The 18,232-nt window shown below is 69.6% G+C and carries 20 protein-coding genes and 1 tRNA gene; 13 read left to right on the forward strand and 8 right to left on the reverse strand.

Annotated elements, in window-relative coordinates:
* Nucleotides 1–41: 41 nt before the first annotated feature.
* On the reverse strand, nucleotides 42–2,864 hold the full coding sequence (locus ACTWPW_RS16180) for a BTAD domain-containing putative transcriptional regulator (RefSeq protein ID WP_443169153.1): 2,823 nt from the start codon (nucleotides 2,862–2,864) through the stop codon (nucleotides 42–44).
* A gap of 391 nt (nucleotides 2,865–3,255) precedes the next feature.
* Between ACTWPW_RS16180 and ACTWPW_RS16185 the strand changes: the two genes are divergently transcribed.
* From ACTWPW_RS16185 to ACTWPW_RS16195, 3 genes are all read left to right on the forward strand, one after another.
* Nucleotides 3,256–3,414 (forward strand): hypothetical protein, encoded by a 159-nt coding sequence (locus tag ACTWPW_RS16185; protein ID WP_375110491.1) that lies wholly within the window; start codon nucleotides 3,256–3,258, stop codon nucleotides 3,412–3,414.
* A 299-nt stretch (nucleotides 3,415–3,713) separates the two neighbouring features.
* Nucleotides 3,714–6,551 (forward strand): AfsR/SARP family transcriptional regulator, encoded by a 2,838-nt coding sequence (locus tag ACTWPW_RS16190; RefSeq protein ID WP_443169154.1) that lies wholly within the window; start codon nucleotides 3,714–3,716, stop codon nucleotides 6,549–6,551.
* 261 nt (nucleotides 6,552–6,812) lie between these two features.
* Nucleotides 6,813–7,208, forward strand: coding sequence for a hypothetical protein (locus ACTWPW_RS16195; protein ID WP_375110489.1), 396 nt, complete (start codon nucleotides 6,813–6,815; stop codon nucleotides 7,206–7,208).
* A gap of 40 nt (nucleotides 7,209–7,248) precedes the next feature.
* Here the strand turns inward: ACTWPW_RS16195 and ACTWPW_RS16200 are convergent, their stop codons facing one another.
* Nucleotides 7,249–7,848 carry a LysE family translocator gene (locus ACTWPW_RS16200; RefSeq protein ID WP_443169155.1) on the reverse strand — a complete coding sequence of 200 codons (600 nt, stop codon included), beginning with the start codon at nucleotides 7,846–7,848 and terminating at the stop codon, nucleotides 7,249–7,251.
* A 139-nt stretch (nucleotides 7,849–7,987) separates the two neighbouring features.
* Here ACTWPW_RS16200 and ypfJ (ACTWPW_RS16205) point away from each other — a divergent pair, with 139 nt between their 5' ends.
* The 3 genes from ypfJ (ACTWPW_RS16205) (at nucleotide 7,988) to ACTWPW_RS16215 (ending at nucleotide 10,204) form a co-directional block, all read left to right on the forward strand.
* Entirely contained in the window at nucleotides 7,988–8,950 is a 963-nt protein-coding gene (ypfJ, locus tag ACTWPW_RS16205) for a KPN_02809 family neutral zinc metallopeptidase (protein WP_443169156.1), read from the forward strand.
* A 71-nt stretch (nucleotides 8,951–9,021) separates the two neighbouring features.
* The gene (gene ypfJ, locus ACTWPW_RS16210; protein WP_443169157.1) at nucleotides 9,022–9,858 is read left to right on the forward strand and encodes a KPN_02809 family neutral zinc metallopeptidase; all 837 of its coding nucleotides are present in this window, start codon (nucleotides 9,022–9,024) and stop codon (nucleotides 9,856–9,858) included.
* A 49-nt stretch (nucleotides 9,859–9,907) separates the two neighbouring features.
* Nucleotides 9,908–10,204 carry a type II toxin-antitoxin system VapB family antitoxin gene (locus tag ACTWPW_RS16215; protein WP_195897211.1) on the forward strand — a complete coding sequence of 99 codons (297 nt, stop codon included), beginning with the start codon at nucleotides 9,908–9,910 and terminating at the stop codon, nucleotides 10,202–10,204.
* A 166-nt stretch (nucleotides 10,205–10,370) separates the two neighbouring features.
* Here ACTWPW_RS16215 and ACTWPW_RS16220 read toward each other — a convergent pair.
* The 4 genes from ACTWPW_RS16220 to ACTWPW_RS16235 form a co-directional block, all read right to left on the reverse strand.
* Nucleotides 10,371–10,460 (reverse strand) — tRNA-Ser (locus ACTWPW_RS16220).
* A 10-nt stretch (nucleotides 10,461–10,470) separates the two neighbouring features.
* Nucleotides 10,471–10,908: a nucleoside deaminase gene (locus ACTWPW_RS16225; protein ID WP_443169193.1), complete on the reverse strand. Its 438-nt coding sequence runs from the start codon at nucleotides 10,906–10,908 to the stop codon at nucleotides 10,471–10,473.
* 43 nt (nucleotides 10,909–10,951) lie between these two features.
* Nucleotides 10,952–11,425, reverse strand: a complete 474-nt coding sequence (locus tag ACTWPW_RS16230; RefSeq protein ID WP_364111692.1) for a tRNA adenosine deaminase-associated protein — start codon at nucleotides 11,423–11,425, stop codon at nucleotides 10,952–10,954.
* Between the two features lie 18 nt (nucleotides 11,426–11,443).
* Nucleotides 11,444–11,959: a tRNA adenosine deaminase-associated protein gene (locus tag ACTWPW_RS16235; protein ID WP_443169158.1), complete on the reverse strand. Its 516-nt coding sequence runs from the start codon at nucleotides 11,957–11,959 to the stop codon at nucleotides 11,444–11,446.
* Between the two features lie 228 nt (nucleotides 11,960–12,187).
* Between ACTWPW_RS16235 and upp the strand changes: the two genes are divergently transcribed.
* The 6 genes from upp to ACTWPW_RS16265 all read left to right on the forward strand — a co-directional run bounded on the left by upp (nucleotide 12,188) and on the right by ACTWPW_RS16265 (nucleotide 16,155).
* Nucleotides 12,188–12,826 (forward strand): uracil phosphoribosyltransferase, encoded by a 639-nt coding sequence (gene upp / locus ACTWPW_RS16240; RefSeq protein ID WP_364111688.1) that lies wholly within the window; start codon nucleotides 12,188–12,190, stop codon nucleotides 12,824–12,826.
* A 104-nt stretch (nucleotides 12,827–12,930) separates the two neighbouring features.
* On the forward strand, nucleotides 12,931–13,155 hold the full coding sequence (locus tag ACTWPW_RS16245; protein ID WP_043615032.1) for a hypothetical protein: 225 nt from the start codon (nucleotides 12,931–12,933) through the stop codon (nucleotides 13,153–13,155).
* 97 nt (nucleotides 13,156–13,252) lie between these two features.
* Nucleotides 13,253–13,411, forward strand: a complete 159-nt coding sequence (locus tag ACTWPW_RS16250; protein WP_364111685.1) for a hypothetical protein — start codon at nucleotides 13,253–13,255, stop codon at nucleotides 13,409–13,411.
* Complete coding sequence (locus ACTWPW_RS16255) at nucleotides 13,408–13,941, forward strand: PH domain-containing protein (RefSeq protein WP_360652319.1); 534 nt, start codon at nucleotides 13,408–13,410, stop codon at nucleotides 13,939–13,941. Before ACTWPW_RS16250 ends, ACTWPW_RS16255 begins: the two co-directional genes overlap by 4 nt.
* A gap of 96 nt (nucleotides 13,942–14,037) precedes the next feature.
* Nucleotides 14,038–15,381, forward strand: coding sequence for a helix-turn-helix domain-containing protein (locus tag ACTWPW_RS16260; RefSeq protein WP_375110483.1), 1,344 nt, complete (start codon nucleotides 14,038–14,040; stop codon nucleotides 15,379–15,381).
* Nucleotides 15,382–15,594: 213 nt separating this feature from the next.
* A complete protein-coding gene (locus tag ACTWPW_RS16265; protein ID WP_443169159.1) occupies nucleotides 15,595–16,155 on the forward strand; it encodes a FadR/GntR family transcriptional regulator in 561 nt (186 codons plus the stop codon).
* Between the two features lie 102 nt (nucleotides 16,156–16,257).
* Here the strand turns inward: ACTWPW_RS16265 and ACTWPW_RS16270 are convergent, their stop codons facing one another.
* On the reverse strand, nucleotides 16,258–16,545 hold the full coding sequence (locus tag ACTWPW_RS16270) for an antibiotic biosynthesis monooxygenase family protein (RefSeq protein ID WP_375110481.1): 288 nt from the start codon (nucleotides 16,543–16,545) through the stop codon (nucleotides 16,258–16,260).
* Nucleotides 16,546–16,605: 60 nt separating this feature from the next.
* On the opposite strand from ACTWPW_RS16270, the gene ACTWPW_RS16275 reads away from it, so the two are divergent.
* The gene (locus tag ACTWPW_RS16275) at nucleotides 16,606–17,064 is read left to right on the forward strand and encodes a MarR family winged helix-turn-helix transcriptional regulator (RefSeq protein WP_375110479.1); all 459 of its coding nucleotides are present in this window, start codon (nucleotides 16,606–16,608) and stop codon (nucleotides 17,062–17,064) included.
* A gap of 3 nt (nucleotides 17,065–17,067) precedes the next feature.
* Here ACTWPW_RS16275 and dnaN read toward each other — a convergent pair whose 3' ends face one another.
* Nucleotides 17,068–18,165: a DNA polymerase III subunit beta gene (gene dnaN, locus ACTWPW_RS16280; protein WP_375110478.1), complete on the reverse strand. Its 1,098-nt coding sequence runs from the start codon at nucleotides 18,163–18,165 to the stop codon at nucleotides 17,068–17,070.
* Nucleotides 18,166–18,232 lie beyond the last annotated feature (67 nt).

Here is an 18,232-nt window from a genome sequence, read left to right on the forward strand (position 1 = left end):
GTCGACCGCTGAAGCCGGCCCGCCATGACGTGCCGGGAGGGTCAGAGCATGTTCCTGATCGGCTGGGGTGTTTCCGGCACGGGCCGGGCGAGGATTTCGGCGGCCTCCCCCGGCGTGAGCAGGCGGGCGTCGCGCAGGAGGCGGATGGACTCCTCCCACTGTTGCCGTGCTTCGCCGTGCCGTCCGAGGTCGTGCAGCGTGGTGCCGAACCACCATCGGGACACGGCTTCCTTCAGGCGGTATCCCGACTCGCGGAGCAACCGCACGGCGGTCGTGTAGCTGTCCACCGCCTCGGTCAGCCGGCCGGCATGACGGTAGGCGTCGCCCAGCGATCCTTGTGCGATGCCCGCATCGGCGAGCGGGCCCGCCTTCGGCCCCAGCCCCACCAACTGGCGTGCCTCCGCGATGGCCTCGTCGAAGCGTCCCTGACGGTAGTGGACATGCACCCGGTTGTTGCGGATCGTGGCCGTGGCCCCGGGGCGTTCGGCGTCGTCGTTGAGCTCCAACGCGGACTCCAAGTAGCCGAGTGCCTCGTCGAGACGGCCCGCGATCGTGTTGATGACACCGAGGTTGTTGAGCACACCGGCCTTCCGCCGAGGCAGGCCGGCACGGTCCCAGTCGGTGAGAGCCGTCTTCAGATGCGCGATCGCGGCGTCATAGCGGCCCTGGTCCCGGTGGACCCAACCGAGGAAGCTGCGGAGCTGGGCCTTGTCCTCCCATGCCGCGGTGCGGTCGGCCACCTCGATGGCGCGCGTGTAGATGTCGGCCAGTTGCGTGTGCCAGCCCTGGTAGCAGAAGGGCCAGTGGAGTCCGATGGCCAGGCCGATGGCGGTCACCGGGTCGGGGCCGTCCAGCGCCTGATGCGCGGCGGCGAGCAGGTTCTCCCGCTCGTCCTGGACCCAGCGTTCCGCCTCCGCCAGATCCTTGAAGGTGCTGTCGGGCAACTCGACGGGGCATCGCAGTACGGGATCGCTGTTGATCGTGGTGCTCGCCATCCACAGGGTGGTCAGGTAGTGGTGCAGCGCCCGGCGTACGGCGGTGGTGCGTTCCTCCTCCGGCAGGTCCTGGTTTGCGCGTTCGCGGGCGTACAGGCCGACCAGGTCGTGGAACTGGTAGCGGTCGGGTCCGGCGGCCTCAAGGAGGCGGGCGTCCTGGAGGCGTTCCAGGGCGGCTTCGGCGCGGTGGAGGGGCCAGCCGGTCAGGGCGGCGGTGGCGGCGGGGGTGTGGGTGGGCAGGCCGAGCAGGCCGAGCAGGGGCAGGACGTGGGCGGCGTCACGGCCGGCGGGTTCTTCCCGGAGGTGGTGGTGGCTGACCGCGATGCTGGCGCGGACGGCCAGGTCGGCGTACTCCAGCACGTCCAGGCGGCGGGTGGCGTCGGCCAGCCGCGCTTCCAGGTCGGACAGGGTCCAGTCGGGGCGGGCGGCCAGCCGGGCGCCGGCGATCCGCAGGGCGAGGGGGAAGCCGCCGCACAGGCGGACGATCCGCTCGGCCGCCTCCGGTTCGGCGCGTACCCGGTCGGGTCCGGCCAGACGGGACAGCAACGCGGCGGCGTCGGCGGCGTTCAGGTTGCCCAGGTGGAGGTGGCGGGCGTTGTCCAGGGTGGCCAGCGGGTTCCGGCAGGTGATCAGGACCCGGCAGCCGGGTCCCGCGGGGATGAGCGGGCGGATCTGGCGGACGTCGCGGGCGTTGTCCAGGATGACCAGCAGGTTGCAGGTCGCGGTCAGCGAGCGGTAGCGGGCGGCGGCCTCACCCGGGTCGGCGGGCACGGCGGCCCCGTCCAGGCCGAGGGAGCGCAGCAGGTGGCGCAGGGCTTCGGCCGGGGTCAGCGGGTCGAGTCCGGGGGTGGCGCCGTGCAGGTTGACGTAGATGACGCCGTCGGAGAACCGGGTGGCCATGGCGTGCGCGACATGGACGGCCAGCGCGGATTTGCCGATGCCGCCGGGTCCGTCGATCACGGTGACGGCAGGTCCGTGGGTGGGTCCGTCGGGGCCGAGTGCGTTGCGCAGGCTGTGGATCTCGGTGGCGCGGGCGGTGAAGGCGTGGGTGTCGGCGGGCAGTTCGGCAGGGATGTACGGTCCGCCGACCGCGACCTGCTGGGCCGGGCTGGTCAGGTCCAGGACGGGGTCCTTGACCAGCACGGCCTGGTGCAGTCGGCGGAGTTCGGCGCCGGGTTCGACGCCGAGCTCGGAGACCATGATCCGGCGGGTTTGCTGGTAGACGGCCAGCGCTTCGGACGGGCGGCCGGCCCGGTGCAGGGCGAGCATGAGCTGGGCGGCCGGGCGCTCGCGCAGCGGGTGGGCCCGCACGTGGGCGGCCAGGTCGGCGGCCACCGCGTGGTGGTCGCCGGCGGCCAGGCGCAGATCGGCGTGGTCCTCCAGGACGGTGCGGTGTTCCTCTTCCAGCCGGGTGGCCTCGATGCGCGCCCACGGGGCGGTCAGTCCGGCCAGCGGCTCGCCTCGCCACAGCTGCAGGGCTGTGCGGAACAGGGCGTCCGCGGCCTCCCTGGCCCCCTGTGACTGGGCGGTGCGGGCGCGTTTGACCAGGCGGGTGAACAGGTGGGCGTCGACGTGGTCGGGTTCGAGCGCGAGCCGGTAGCCACCGGGCACGGTCTGGATGATCTCTTCGGTGGTGTGCGGTCCGAGGGTTTCCCGGATCTTGGAGACCACGATGTGGAGCTGTTTGGTCGCGGTCGCCGTGGAGCCGTCTCCCCAGATGTCGGTGAGGATCCGTTCGGCGTGTACGGCCTGCCCTGTGTCCAGGGCGAGTCTGGCCAGCACACCGATTCGTCGATGCCCGGCGAGCCGGACCGGCTCGTCACCGGCCAGTACCTGCCACGGGCCGAGGAATCTGATCTCCAGCGTCACTAGGAGCGCTGCCCTCCTTCAAGGAAGTCGGCATTGAAATGGATGATCGAACTATTTGTGATGTTTTTCGGTAAAACGCCGCCTTCGTCCGGGCTTCCGGCGTTTTGCTTCACATGTGCATGTCTAGACGTGCGGGCTTACAGGTGCCTTACAGGTGACTCGCCGGCCACACGGGCGGGATCGGGCCTCCAGGTGAAGGCGATCTGCAAGTCGTTCATCGCCGCAGGAATGCCGCGCTCATCGGGGAGGCGAAGCTTGTCGGGTGTTCACCTGACACCGTCATATTCCTGCCGTACATAGGCTCGTACCCCAGCCTGATAGGGAGGATTGTGTCGCGATCTATGGGTCCAATACGATCACGCCTCCATCTTCGTATCGCCCGGGAGGTCTCGTGACACACGTCAGACTGCTCAAGAAGCTCGCCGTCGTGGCCGCAGCCGGCCTGATCGCGCTCGGCCTCGGCGCCGCGACAGCCTCTTCCGCCTCCGCCGCGGAGAAGATCTCCAGAACCAACCCCTCCGGCGAGATCTCCTCCGGCCTTCAGTGGTGACTCCACGGTGCCGCCGGTCTCCGACGCCGGCCAACCCGCCGTGACTACAGACCCGCTCGTTCATACGAAGCGGAGGGAACTGGTCGGATCCTCGTCGCCCCTGGAGCCCCGCCGGGGGCCCGTCCCCGTCACGACGGCCGGCCGGACGAGCCCCCGCTCCATCGGGAGCTTGACCCCCGGGACAGGGACCCGGGGTGTACCCACCGGGTGCGGCGCATGCCACGCGCGTCCACGCCCCTGGAACAGCGTGTGAACATACCGGCGACATGCCGGTTCATATCGCTACACTTCGACCTTCGTTGACGGAACGGGGGGCGCCCCTCATGGGTCTGGAGATCAGGTTTCTCGGTCCGTGGGAGATCGCCGGTGACGCCGGGGCGGTCATGATCGCCGGGCATCGGCGGATCGGGGTGCTGGCCAGGCTCGCGCTCGACACCGGGCAGGCCGTGCACGCCGACCGGCTCCTCTCCGACGTGTGGGGGCAGAGCCCGGCGGTCACCGCGGCCAAGCAGCTCCACATCGTGATCTCCAAGCTGCGCGAGACGCTCGTCCCGCACGGAGGTGCGGAGATCATCCAGACCGTGCCCGGCGGCTATCGGCTCGCCCTCGATCGTGACCGCATTGACGCCCACCTGTTCGACCGCCTGGCCAGACGGGCTCGCACCGCCCGCGCGCAGGGGGCGACGGCCGCCGCCGACGCGTCGTTCCGCCAGGCGCTGGGCCTGTGGCGCGGCCCCGCGCTCGCCGGGGTGACCGCCCTCTGGGCCAGGGTCGAGGCGACCCGGCTGGAGGAGGAACGGCTGACCGTCTTCGAGGACCACCTCGACCTGCGCCTGGCCGCCGGAGACCACCACGCAGCGGCCGCCGAACTGGCCGCGCACGTCGAGTCCCACCCGCTGCGCGAGCGGTCCGCGGCCCAGCTCATGCTCGCCCTCTACCGATCCTCGCGGATATCGGAAGCGCTGGCCGTCTACCAGCGCACACGCCGGATCATGGTCGAGGAGCTCGGCCTCGAGCCCGGTGCGGAGCTGCGCCGCCTCCATCAGGCCGTGCTCGTCAAGGATCCCGTGCTGGACCTGCGTACCCCGAAGCAGGAGATCTCGGTGGGTGAGCCGATCGTTCCCGCCGAGTTTCCCGCCGACACCCTGGTGTTCACCGCCCGAGCCCTCGAGGTGGAGCGGCTGCGTGCCGCGCTCGGCACGGACGGCGGACCCCCTGTCACCGTGATCGACGGTCCCGGCGGGATCGGCAAGTCCGCGCTGGCCGTCCACGTCGCCCACGCCGTCGCTGGCCGCTTCACCGACGGCGTCGTCTACGTCAACCTGCACGGATCCACTGCCGGGCGGGCCCCGCTGACGCCCATCGAAGCGCTGCGCCACCTGCTTCGCTCGCTGGGTCTCGACGGCACCGCCGTGCCCGCGGATCCCGACGAGGCGGCAGCCCGCTACCGGTCACTCACCGCGACGTGCAACCTGCTGGTGATCCTCGACAATGCGCGCGACGTGCGCCAGGTCCGCCCGATCATCCCCGCGGGTCACGGCTGCCGGGTCATCGTCACCAGCCGCGAGCCGCTCACCAGCCTCGACAACGCACGGCACCTGCACCTCGGCGCGCTCGCCGACGCCGACGCCGACGCGCTGCTCAGCCGTGTCGCCGGGCTCGACCGGGTGCGGGCCGAGCCGGAGGCAGCCGAGGAGATCGTACGGCTCTGCGGTGGTTTCCCCCTCGCCCTGCGCATCGTCGGCGCCCGGCTGGCCGCCCGCCCCGACGGCACCCTGGCCGACCTCGCGGCACGGCTCGCCGACGCCACCCGCCGCCTGGACACACTGGAGTACGGCGACCAGGCCGTACGCGCCGGCATCGCGGTCAGCCACCAGCACCTGCACGACGAGCCCACCGGCGGGGACGCGGCCCGCCTGCTCACCCTGCTCGGCCTGCTCGACCTGCCCACGCACACGCCCGTCGCCACGGCGGCCCTCACCGGCTGGCCGGAACACCGCGCCGAGGCCGCCCTGGAACACCTGCTGGACGCCCGCCTGCTCGAACCCGCCGGCCCTCACCGGTACCAGTTCCACGACCTGGTCGGCCTCTACGCCCGGGAGCGGGCACACGAGGACCTCGCCGAAGAGGAGCGCGCCGCCGCGATCCGCCGCGCGCTCCATCACTACCTGGCCGCCCTCTATATGGCGACCCCGATCCTCAACCGCGACACCGTGCCGCGGCCACCCATCGAGGTGCCCGATGCCACCTTCAAAGACGCGGCAGAGGTGGGACGGTGGGTCGAGGCCGAGCGGGAGAACCTGCTCGCGGCCGCGCAACAGGCGTTGGCGGGCGCCGACCCGGCAACTGCCGTCGGCCTGGTCATCGGACTCCACTGGCCCTTCTGCTACCAGGGCTGGCACACGCAACTGGCCGACATCTACGCGCGCGCCATCGAGGTGGCCGACCGCATCGCGGCATGGGAGGACAAGGCCCAGCTCCGCGCCTTCCTCACCTGGGCCCATCGCGACCAGGGCCGCTACGAGGCCGCGACCAGGCAAGGGGAGCTCGCTCTCGCGGACTGGGATCGCGCGGGCCTGCCCCGAAGGAAGGTGGCGGTGCTCAACCACCTCGGTGTCATCCACACGATCGAGGGCCGTCTCGACCACGCGCTCCCCTACTTCGAAGCTGCCTTGACGCTCAACGCTGACGCCGGGCGCCCGGGGGCCACGGCCGCACTTCTTACCAACCGGGCTCACGTCTATTACCGGCAGGGACGCTTCGACGAGGCGATCGAAGAAGCACGCGAGGCGATGGAGTTGTGGTCACAGGGGGGCAACCACGTCGGTGTGGGTACGGCACACGACTCACTGGGCGACATCTACCGCCACGCCGGCCGTCTGGTCGAGGCGGTGGAGAGCTACACGGTGGCCGTGCGGCTGCTCCAGGAGTCGGGATACCGTCTCGGAGAGGCCGTGTCACGTTGGTGGCTCGGCACCGCCCTGCACGACCTCGGACGGCACGGCGAAGCGCGCAAGCAGTGGGAAGAATCCGTCCGCCTCCTGCGCGAAGCCCGGCTCCTCACCCCGGGCGAGGCGGCGGCCCTCCTTTCCCAGCCGGTCCCCGACACCCCCGAGCCCGTCAGGAACCATCTCTGATCCACGCATCGCGTCGCGCCGTACCGAGTGGACGTCGTGGCCTACGGCGTCGGCCCTATGGGACTGACCTGAGCCGGCACTCCGCTCATCGTCGTCGTGGACGCAGGGGACGGGCTCGGCGCGGGTGGCGGGGGCGAGCGCTTCGGAAAGCCCGCCGCCATGTCATGCCACTTCGGCTTTTCGGCCTATCGCGTACATGACCATGCGGGGCGACCCTATGCTCGGCGCGTCAATCGCTGCCTCTGAATCGGGAGGCTCGCAATGTCCGAGCCTTACAGCGTCGAGGCGATGCCCCAGTCCGTGTCCGTGGCCAGGACCTGCATGTGGGTCCAGGCCGTCTTGGGGCTGGTGGGCCTGTTCCTGCTGTTCATACTGCTGGGGAGCGCCCCGGTGGGCGCCGTGGGCGGGGCCTTGCTGGCCGCGCTCGCCGTCCCGCTGGCGACGATCCTGCTGATCGGGTACCTGGCGATGCGGATGCCGTCCCGGCGTGGCTGGGTACGCACTTTCGGGCTGGTCGTCGAGTTCCTGCTCGTCCTGCTGGGCGTGTGGCAGCTCACCGACGGTGCCAGCTTCGGCAACGTGCTCGGCGTGGTGCTGGCCGGGGTCGTGTTCGCGCAGTTGTGCAGGTCTTCGTCCGCGATGTGGTTCGACCGGTGAACCGGTGGACGGTCCCCGGGAGTTCCCCGGGGCCGTCCGTTCAGGCGCTGACCAGGGCCTTGGAGCGGTCGGTCGCCATGTTGACGGCGAAGATGCCGAGGATCGTGCCGGTGACGTAGCGCTGCACGCGCATCCAGATCGGCCGGCGGGCCAGGAAGGCGGCCAGGCCGGCCGCCGTGAGCACGAACATGGCGTTGACCAGGGTGCCGACGGCGATCTGGACCGAGCCGAGCGCGAGGCTCTGCAGCAGCACGTCGCCCATCGCCGGGTCGATGAACTGCGGGAGCAGCGACAGGTACATGATCGCGATCTTCGGGTTCAGCAGACAGGTCAGCAGGCCCATCGAGAACAGCTTGCCGGGACCCTCCACAGGGAGCTCGCGCGGCTGGAAGGCGGACATGCCGCCGGGCTTGATCGTGTTCCAGGCCATCCAGAGCAGGTACGCGGCGCCGGCCAGCTTGAGAGCCGTGTACGCGGCCGGCACGTACGCGAAGACCGCCGTCAGCCCGAGACAGGTCGCGGTGAGATAGACGGTGAAGCCGAGGAAGACGCCCGCCAGCGAGATCAGCCCGGAGCGGCGTCCCTGCGTGATCGAACGTGAGACCAGATAGATCATGTTCGGCCCGGGCGTGAGAACCATGCCCAGCGAAACCAGTGCAACTCCGATCAATCCAGCCGTCATATCGGCAGATTATCTGACAAATCCGAAAAAATCATGTGCCAACCGATTGCGGTGCGTATTCGATCCGCTACGGGGGAGAACTGCGTCGGGGGGACACATGCAGTTCGACGACGACAAGCCACTCGACCCGTCGCAGGTCGAGGACGTGCGAGCCTCCGGTCCGCGCCCGGGCGGCGGCGGTGGCGGCGGCTTCGGCGGGATGCCGGGCGGCTGCATGCTGCCCATCGGCGGCCGGGGCGGCGGCTGCCTGCTGCTGGTCCTGGCCGTGGGGGCGATGTTCGTGTTCGGGATCGTGCCCACACCCTTCACCGGCGACGAGGGCGGCCGGCAGGGCGGCGGGCGGCAGCCGAGCGCCCCTCCCCCGCTCTCCCCCGGCGGCAACCTCGCCGAACGCTGCAAGACCGGCGCCGACGCCGACCAGTCGGAGGACTGCCGCGTCGTCGGCACGGTGAACAGCATCCAGTCCTACTGGCGGCAGGCGTTCGAGGATCGCGGGCGCAAGACGTACACGCCGGCCAAGACCGTGCTGTTCACCCGGGCCGTCAACACCGGCTGCGGCGCGGCCGACTCGGCGGTGGGCCCGTTCTACTGCCCGGCCGATCGCAAGGTCTACCTGGACCTGACGTTCTTCGACACGCTCCAGCGCGACTTCGGGGCCGAGGGCGGGCCGTTCGCGCAGGCGTACGTGATCGCCCACGAGTACGGCCACCACGTCCAGAACCTGCTCGGCACCATGAACCGGGTCGGCCGCGACAACCGCCCCGGCGCCGACAGCCCCTCGGTCCGCCTCGAGCTCCAGGCCGACTGCTATGCCGGGGTCTGGGCGCAGAACGCGGTCAAGACCGGCTTCTACCAGGAGCCGTTCTCCCAGACCGACATCGACCAGGCGCTCAGCGCGGCCGCGGCGGTCGGCGACGACAGCATCCAGCGGCGCTCGCAGGGCCGCGTCACTCCCGACGCCTTCACGCACGGCACCTCCCAGCAGCGGGAGAAGTGGTTCAGCGTCGGCTACGACAGCGGCGATCCCCTGAAGTGCGACACGTTCTCCGGAGGGATCTAGCCGGCGGTCCCGTCTCCTTTGGGAAATTCGGGGAAGTTGTCCTGCGGGCAGCGCCCAGAAGGGACGTCAGCATGGACTTCAGGGACCAGGTCGATCTCGACCCCTCGCAGGTGGAGGACGCCGGAGGCAGCGGCGGTGGCGGCGGCTTCTCCGGCCTCCCCGGCGGGATGATCATCGGTGGCGGCGGGATCGTCAGCCTGATCGCGCTCGTGCTGGTGTTCGTCCTGAACAACGTGGGCGGTGGCGGCGAGCCCGCCCAGCGGCAGCCCCCGTCCAACCTCTCCGAGCAGTGCCAGACGGGCAAGGACGCCGACCAGTCCGAGAAGTGCCGGGTGGTGGGCGTGGTGAACAGCATCCAGGACTACTGGAAGCAGGAAATTTCCGAATATCGGGTGGCCAAGACCGTCCTGTACTCGGGCCGCTTACGTACCGGCTGCGGCTCCGCCAGCTCGGCCGCCGGCCCGTTCTACTGCCCCGGCGACCAGCGCGTGTACCTCGACCTGAGCTTCTTCGACCAGCTCCACACCGAGTTCGGCGCCAGGGGCGGCCCCTTCGCCCAGGCGTACGTGATCGCCCACGAGTACGGCCACCACGTCCAGAACCTGCTCGGCACCCTCGACCAGGGCAGCTCCGTCCCCATCGAGCTCCAGGCCGACTGCTACGCGGGAGTCTGGGCGCAGAACGCGACCAGGACCGGCTTCTACGACAAGCCCTTCACCCGGGCGGAAATCTCCGAGGCCCTGGACGCCGCGGCGGCGGTGGGCGACGACAGAATCCAGGAACGCACCACCGGCAGAATCGATCCTGAATCGTTCACCCACGGCAGCTCCGAGCAACGCGTCAACGCCTTCCAGCGCGGTTACGAAAAGGGTTCGCCCGCCGACTGCGATCTCGGTGAACTGCGCTGACCGGCGCCGGACAGCGCGAGGAATCGGATTCTCTCCTAAAATCAGGGGGGTGATCTTCAAGCTTGTCGGCGACGGACGCCCTTATCCCGAACACGGTCTGACGCACCGAGAGTGGGCGCAGATCCCTCCACGGCAGGTCCGGCTCGACTCGTTGATCACCACGAAGGCCATGCTGGACCTGCACTCGCTGCTCGCCGCCGACTCCACCTTCTACGGGGACCTTTTCCCGCACGTGGTGCAGTGGCAGGGCGAGCTCTATCTGGAGGACGGCCTGCACCGCGCGTTGCGGGCCGCACTGCACCAACGATCGATCCTGCACGCCAGGGTCCTGGAGCTGCCCAACTGAGAAAGGAAAAAGGGGGAGCCGGCGCATCACGGCTCCCCCTTTTTCTTATGCCGGGGACGGTTTTCAACATCGTTCCGGAGAATGCCCGGCGAATACGGTTACGGTTGTCAGCCCGCACCCCGGGCATGCGAAAGGGCCCCCGAGATCTCGGAGGCCCTTCGGCGGATGGCGGTGGTGGTGGGATTTGAACCCACGGATGAGTTGCCCCATCACACGCTTTCGAGGCGTGCGCCCTCGGCCACTAGGCGACACCACCGCGCACGAGCTTACCGGATCCTGCGAGTGGCGAAGAACCGCTTTAGTACGTCGCCGCACTCCTCGGCGAGCACACCCATGACGACCTCGGGCCGATGGTTGAGCCGGCGATCGCGTACGACGTCCCACAGCGACCCCACGGCCCCGCCCTTCTCGTCCGTGGCGCCGTACACGATCCGCTCCACCCTGGCCAGCACGGCGGCCCCGGCGCACATCGTGCAGGGCTCCAGCGTCACCACGAGCGTGCAGCCGCTCAGCCGCCACTGCCCGCGCAGCGCGGCGGCCCGCCGCAGGGCGAGCACCTCGGCGTGGGCGGTCGGGTCGGCCGCCGACTCGCGGTCGTTGCCCGCCGCGGACAGCACCTCGCCGAGCGGGTCGAGCACGACCGCGCCGACGGGGATCTCGCCCCTGGCGCCGGCCGTGACGGCCTCGGCCAGGGCCAGGCGCATGGCGTCCTCGGGAGTCACCGCGAGCCCCGGGAGGCGGGATGCGTCACCGCAGCCGGTCGAGCTCGTCGGCGAACGACAGCCGCTCGGCGATCACCGACAGGATGTCGGCGGGCAGGCCCTCTTCCATGCTGAGCTCCAGCAGCTCCTCGGAGCTCACACCCAGGTCGCTGAGCAGCTCGAAGTCGCCGGCCGGGCGCACGCCGAGTCCGTTGCCCTCCTTGTCGGGGGCCACGCCGGCGAACTCGGCGAACAGCTCGCCGAGGCTGTCGGCCAGGACCGCGTGCACGTCGGAGAGGAACACCCTCGGCTCGTCCTCGCCCCGGTATCGGGCGATGGCGAACCATTCGTCCTCGACCTCGACGCACAACAGGGCCAGCTCGTCGCCGGTGAGCCCCAGCGCCTCGGTGACCGCGTCACCGAAGTCGTCGACGATCTCGGCGCCCCCGAGATCGACCTCGGCACCGCTCCAGCCGTCGGAGGTCCTGACAAAAGCCGCAGAGAAGGTGTTGGACGCCATGTCCGCGCTCCAGGGGGGTCAGCCGAAGACCGATTCGATGGCACGCTCGAACGGCTCGGAGAAGCCGAGCCGCGCGGCGATGCTGGACAACACATCTTCGGGCAGCAGATCAATGTCGCCGGAGAGGATGCCCAGCTCCATCTCGTCCAACCCGAGATCAGCGAAGATCGACAGATCGCCCGCCGGCAGCACGGTCTCCTCGTCCTGGAGGATCTCGTCGAGCTCCTCCTCGTCCGGCACGGGCACGTCGAGGTAGTGGAGGACCTGGCGCGCCAGCGGGAAGTCCCACGAGGCGGCGATGTCGGACAGGAACACGTCCACCCGGTCGCCCAGCACCCGCAGCGCCACGAAGAACTCGTCGCCGACCGCGACCAGCCCGATCGTGCCGCTCTCGCTCGGCTGCTGTTTCAGGGCATGGATGAGCCCCTGCAGGTCTGATGTGAGCGTGACCGGCAGGAGCTCGGCCTGCCAGCATTCGTCCTCGCGATAAACCACGATGGCGAAGTCGAGAGCGTCTTCGTCTGTCATCGCCATCCCCACCCGACCTCTGACACGACAGATATCACCAGCACCCAATCGTTCCAGAACCGGCCACTGGGCGTGTGCCTCTCGGGCCAAATTGTGATCAAAACCAGAGATGTGAGATCACGGTGACCCTGTGTCACGTTCCATCGGCACCCGCCGCGACCTACCCCGCCGCCTGCGTTCGCCGCAGGTGGCGACGGCTGCGGCAGCGTACGCCAGGAGATAGCGTGGTGTCCCATGGAGACCCTCGTCGTCGATCATCCGCTCGTGGCCCACAAGCTCACCACGCTGCGCGATGTCCGCACCGACTCGCCGACCTTCCGCAGGCTCGCCGACGAGCTGGTGACGCTGCTCGCGTACGAGGCCACGCGCGACGTGCGGGTCACCGAGGTCACCGTCGAGACGCCGGTCTCCCCGGCCCGCGGCATCCGCCTGGCCAAGCCCGTGCCGCTGGTCGTGCCCATCCTGCGGGCGGGGCTCGGCATGCTCGACGGCATGATGCGGCTGCTGCCGACGGCCGAGGTCGGGTTCCTCGGCATGATCCGCAACGAGTCCACGCTCCAGGCCGAGACGTACGCCACGCGGCTGCCCGACGACCTGTCGGGCCGGCAGTGCTACGTGGTGGACCCGATGCTGGCCACCGGCGGCACGCTGGCGGCGGCCGTGCAGTTCCTCTTCGAGCGGGGCGCCGTCGACGTCACGGCCCTGTGCCTGCTGGCCGCGCCCGAGGGGCTGGCCCACATGGACAAGGTGTTCGCCAACTCCGGCAAGCCGATCCGCGTGGTCACCGCGGCGCTCGACGAGCGGCTCAACGAGAGCGGCTACATTGTGCCGGGCCTCGGCGACGCGGGCGACCGGCTCTACGGCGTGGTCTGAAAAGTACCGTTCCCGTCACGCGTAGTCATCACTTCGTTACATACTGTGGTTGGGTGGGTACGAAGAGATGGAAGGCAACTTCCGCATGCGCGTGGGGGAGCACGATGAGCGATCACACCGAGGCGGATCCGACTCCGTACGCGGACGTGGAGACGGTGCTGTGCGACGAATTCGCCGGTGTCCACTCCGCGACCACCGTAACGCGCTGCGTGGAGGCGGCGCACTACGGCGCGCTGGAGGTCACCGGCTACGCCCATCCGAGCCTTGTTGAGCGCATCGCGCGCAAGCACCTTCACGTGCTGGCTCTGGTGGCCAGCGAACGCGGCTAAGCAAGATCAGAACTAACCGGCCAAGTTACCTTTACCCCGGCATCGAGGTGGGTAATGTATACGGCGGGTGGAGTGGGTAAGTGGCACGGAGGCGACGGTGCAGGTCAAAAAGGTCCTCACATACGGTGGTATCGCATTTGTTGCGTACTACCTGTTCGCGCGACCAACTGATGCCGCAGACGCGGTGAGAGGGGCGTTCGACACGGTGTTCAACGCGGCCGACTCGCTGGCTCAATTTGTGAACAGCCTCTCATGAGACTTGTGACCCACGGGGACTCAGCTCCATCGTCGGTCAACCGCTACCTCCTCCCCCACGAGCAACAGGTCATCATGGTGCGGCGGCATCCCGCGATTCTGCTGCGCCCCGTCGCCGAGGTGCTCGGCGGCCTGATCATCGCCGGACTGCTCAGCAGGTTCTTCGGCGGCGGCGAGGCCGGCGGCACGGCGCTCGTCGTCGTGTGGTGGCTGTGGCTCCTGCTTCTGATCCGTTTTGTATGGAAAGTCGCGGAGTGGTCGGTCGATTACTTTGTGGTGACTTCGAAGCGTATGTTGCTGACCACGGGGCTCATCACGCGCAAGGTCGCGATGATGCCCTTGGGCAAGGTCACCGACATGAGCTTCCAAAGATCGCTGCTCGGGCGCATGCTCGGTTACGGCGAGTTCATCCTCGAGTCGGCCGGTCAGGATCAGGCTCTGTCAACGGTCGAGTACATTCCGTATCCGGAGACCTTGTACCTCGAGGTCTGCCAGATGCTTTTCCCAGGCAAGGACGACAGCGACGATTAATCTCCGCGTGGCAAATTCTTCACGCGGGGATACCAGATTCGGCTACTTCATGCAATCATTGCGTGTTGTTGACCCTTCCCCGCCTTGAGAGATGAGATGCCGAGTCAGGGAACCATCGGTGACCGCGTCCGAGGACTGCGGCTGAACAGGCGGATGTCTCAGGCCCAGCTGGCCGGACCCGACCTGTCTGACAGTTATGTCTCGCTCATTGAGTCGGGTAAGCGCACGCCGACTCCTGTGGTGGCCCGGCTGCTGGCCGAGCGGCTGGGATGCACGACCGAGTTCCTCCTTCACGGGATCGAGCCTCGGCAGCGCATCGACACCGAGCTCGGGCTGCGGCACGCCGAGCTCGAGCTGCAGCACGGCGACCCGGCCGTCGCCGCCGACCGCTTCACGGAGATCGTGAAGGCGGCCGACGAGGAGAACGCCATGCTGACCGCGCAGGCGCGGTTCGGCCGGGCGCGCTCGCTGGAGGCCCAGGGCCGGTTGGGTCAGGCGGTGGAGGCGTTCGAGCGCCTGCGCCGCGAGGCGGCCGCCCACCCCGAGCGGCTGGCCGACCTGCCGCTCACCATCGCGCTGAGCCGCTGCTACCAGCGGGCCGGCGACCGCCTGCGGGCCCGCGACCTGGCCGCCGCCGCGCTGTCGCAGGCCGAGCGGCTGTCCATCACGCAGGGCGAGCTCGCCACCGACCTGGCCGCCGTGCTGGTCGAGGCGCGCAGCGAGCAGGAGACCGACTCCCCCGAGCTGACCTACGCCAAGCGGGTGCTGGACGCCACTGGCGTACCTGAAGTTGTGGACCGTTCCGGAGAGATCCGGGCGCTGTGGCACGCGAGCGCCGCGGCGGCGGCGGGCGAGGACTCGGCCCTGGCCGTGCGCCTGGCCGACGACGCGATCATGGCGGGCCGGGAGACCCGGCTGGCGCTGCAGCTGGCACGCGCCGCCATGCACTGGTCCAGGTTGTCCACGGCGCCGATCGGCGAGGCCGAGGGGCTCGTCTCGGCGGCCGTCAAGGCGTTCGCCGTGTTCCCCGCCACCACGCGCGAGCACGGTGAGAGCCTCATCGTCCACGCGCGGGTCAAGCTGCGCGCCGGTGACCCGGCGGGCGCGGGCGAGCTGGCCGTGGTGGCTCTGGGGCTCGCGCACGACCGTTCTGGCACGACTCCCGCCGAGGCTCACCTCGTGCTGGCGACCGTCGCACTCGACCAGGGCGGCGACGCCGCGACGCACCTGCGAGAGGCGCACGAGCTGCTCCAGACGCTCGACCGGCCGGTGTTCGGATCCGACCGGCAGGCCGCCCGCTGCTGGCGCGAGCTGGGCGACCTCTACGGCAGGGTCGAGGCGAGAGCACCGCAGACAGCCGCATATCGTAAAGCCCTCGAAGCTGCCGGAGTTCGCTCCGCCATGGCAGGGGTGACGATTGACGCCACAGTGTCTCGCTGATCCTCCGGGAGCTCCAGATTTGGCTTTTTGAGTCTGGAATAATTAGGGTCGACCAGTCATTGACTCATAGGATGATTGGTTTCCCGGAGGAGGCGGACTGTGAGTCTGCGTACGGCTCAGCGGGCTTCGCTCGTCGACCAGGTGATCGATCAGCTCAAGGAGCAGATCACCTCAGGGTCGTGGCAGATGAACGGCAAGATCCCCACCTAGACGGTGCTCGCCGAGCAACTCGGGGTGGGTCGCAACACGGTTCGTGAGGCCGTACGCGCGCTCACGCACGCGGGGCTGCTCGAGTGCCGTCAGGGGGACGGCACTTACGTCCGGGCGACCAGCGAGCTGTCCGGCGCGATGCTGCGGCGGCTGCGCCAGGCGGAGCAGCTCGAGATCCTTGAGGTACGCCGTGCGCTGGAGGTCGAGTCCGCGCGGCTGGCCGCCACCCGGCGTACCGACGAGGACATCCGGCGGATCGAGGCGGCGCTGGCCGAGCGCGACCGCGCCTGGGAGCTGGACGACCCCGACTTCTTCGTCGAGGCCGACCTGGCCTTCCACATGGCCGTCGCGCACGCCACGCACAACCTGGTGCTGATCGACCTGTACGAGGACTTCTCGGCGGCGCTGCGGGCCAGCATCACGGCCGCCGGGACATCGCTCAACAAGAGTTACATCCCGCACGACGCGATCGCGCGGGCCATCGCGGCCGGCGACGCGGCGGCGGCCGAGCGGGCGGGGCACGCCTGCATGGAGCACATCCTCATCGCGCTCACCGACGCCTGACCCTCCGGTCCCTCCCGTGAGGGTGCGGGCCCTCCCCCGGCGCGCCGTGCAGGGCCGGGTCGCGCACCCGGTGACCTCAGCACGGCTCGGCCGCACCGCCGGTCACTGGCTGGTCCCCTCCTCGCTGGAGACAAGCTCGTCGATCAGGTCGAAGAAGGCCCGGATGCCGGGCAGGTTGCCGCCCTTCGCGCGAGAGTCGGCGAAGTCGGCGCTCGATCGCCACTCCACGATGTCCAGCCACTCGTCATCGGACACGCGGACCAGCTTGGCCCCCAGGAACCCGGCCCTGTCGGCCTCGAAGTCAGCGATCATCCCGGCCCGCGCCGCGAGCAGCTCGCCGGCGCGGTCAGGGGCCACCCGGAATCTGGTGAGTTCCACTGTCGTCGTCATACCACGGACATTATAGTAAGAATTAGTGACAATCAAGATTAGTGACCATGTGGAGAGTGCGTGGTGCGCAGGAGCCAGCGCAAGCAGCAGGATCCCGATCTCGGCGTGCTGTCCGGGCGGACACTTTTCAGCCTGCAGCGGGAGTTGTTCGCCGAGCTGGCCGAGCAGGGGCACCCCCGGCTGCGGCCCCGGCACGGCGCGGTGCTGGCCTACCTGGACGAGGAGGGCAGCCGGGCCACGGACCTGGCCGCGCAGTCGGGCCAGCACAAGCAGGTGATCGGGACGCTGGTGGACGAGCTGGTCGAGCTCGGCTACGTGGAGCGGCAGCCCGATCCGGCCGACCGGCGCGCCAAGCTGATCGTGCCCACCGAGAAGGGGCTCGACCACATGGCCAAGTCGGACGTCATCCTCGCCGACATGGAGGCGGCCCACGCGCGGGCCGTGGGCGAGCAGGCGTACGCGGAGTTCAAGCGGGTGTTCCGGCTGGTCGCCGAGCGCCAGACGGGGACCGGCGCATAGGGCTCAGGTCTGGCGCAGCGACATGACCAGGTAGCGGAAGGCGGGCTGGGCGTCGCCCGGCACGTCCTGGATGAGGGCGGGCCTGGTGGGCGACTCAAGGTTGATCCGGGCCAGCTCGGTCTCGATGCCCGTCAGCCCGTCGAGCAGGAACTGCGACTGGAAGGCGATCTGGATGTCGTCACCGCGCAGCTCGCACTCCACCACCTCGGCTCCGCGCCCGACGTCGCCGCCGCCGGCCTGGATCAGCACCTGACCCTGGCTGAACGACAGCCGGATCGCGGTGTTGCGCTCGGCCACCAGGGCCACCCGCTTGATCGCGCCGACGAACGGCGCCACGGCCACGTCGGCCCTGATCGACCAGTCGGAGGTCAGCCTGGCGCGGTAGTCGATGAACTGCTCGTCGAGCAGCCGCACGGTGGTGCTGCGCCCGACGCTCTCGAACCCGGCCACCCCGTCGCCCATCGCGATCGAGACCTCGCCGCCGCGCAGCGACTTGGCCACCTCGACCAGGACCCGCGCCGGGACCATGGCGGAGACGGCGGCGTCGGGGACAGCCGGGCGCCAGGTGAAGTCGCGGGCCGCGATGCGGTAGCGGTCGGTCGCCGCCATGGCCACCGACTCGCCCTCGATGTCGACCCTGATGCCGGTGAGCATCGGCAGCGTGTCGTCGCGGCTGGCCGCCGGCGCGACCTGGCCGACGGCCGAGGCGAACACGCCCCCACCGATGGCACCGATGCTCGGCGGCATCGTGGGCAGGGTCGGGAAGTCCTCGACCGGCATCGTGATCAGCCCGAACTCGGCGCTCCCGCAGGTCAGCACAGCCTCGGGGCCCTCGGTGACGATCTCCACGTCGTCGCCGGGCAGGCTCCGGCTGATCTCGGCCAGCAACCGGCCGGGGATCAGCACGCGCCCCTCCTCGGCCACGTCGGCGTCGATCGCGGCCCGCGCCGAGACGTCGTAGTCGAACGCGGACAGCGTCAGCTCCTCGCCCGCCTCGAGCAGCAGCCCGGCCAGGACGGGCACCACGGGACGGCTGGGCAGCATTCGGGCAGCCCATGCCACCGCATCTGCCAGAACATCGCGGTTAACCCGGATTTTCACCTGATACCACCTCTTCGTCGCGCCGTGCCTCTATGAAAATAGCCGGTACCACCGACAAGTCAGGGCG

Source organism: Nonomuraea sp. KM90 (assembly GCF_052246675.1).
GTDB lineage: Bacteria > Actinomycetota > Actinomycetes > Streptosporangiales > Streptosporangiaceae > Nonomuraea.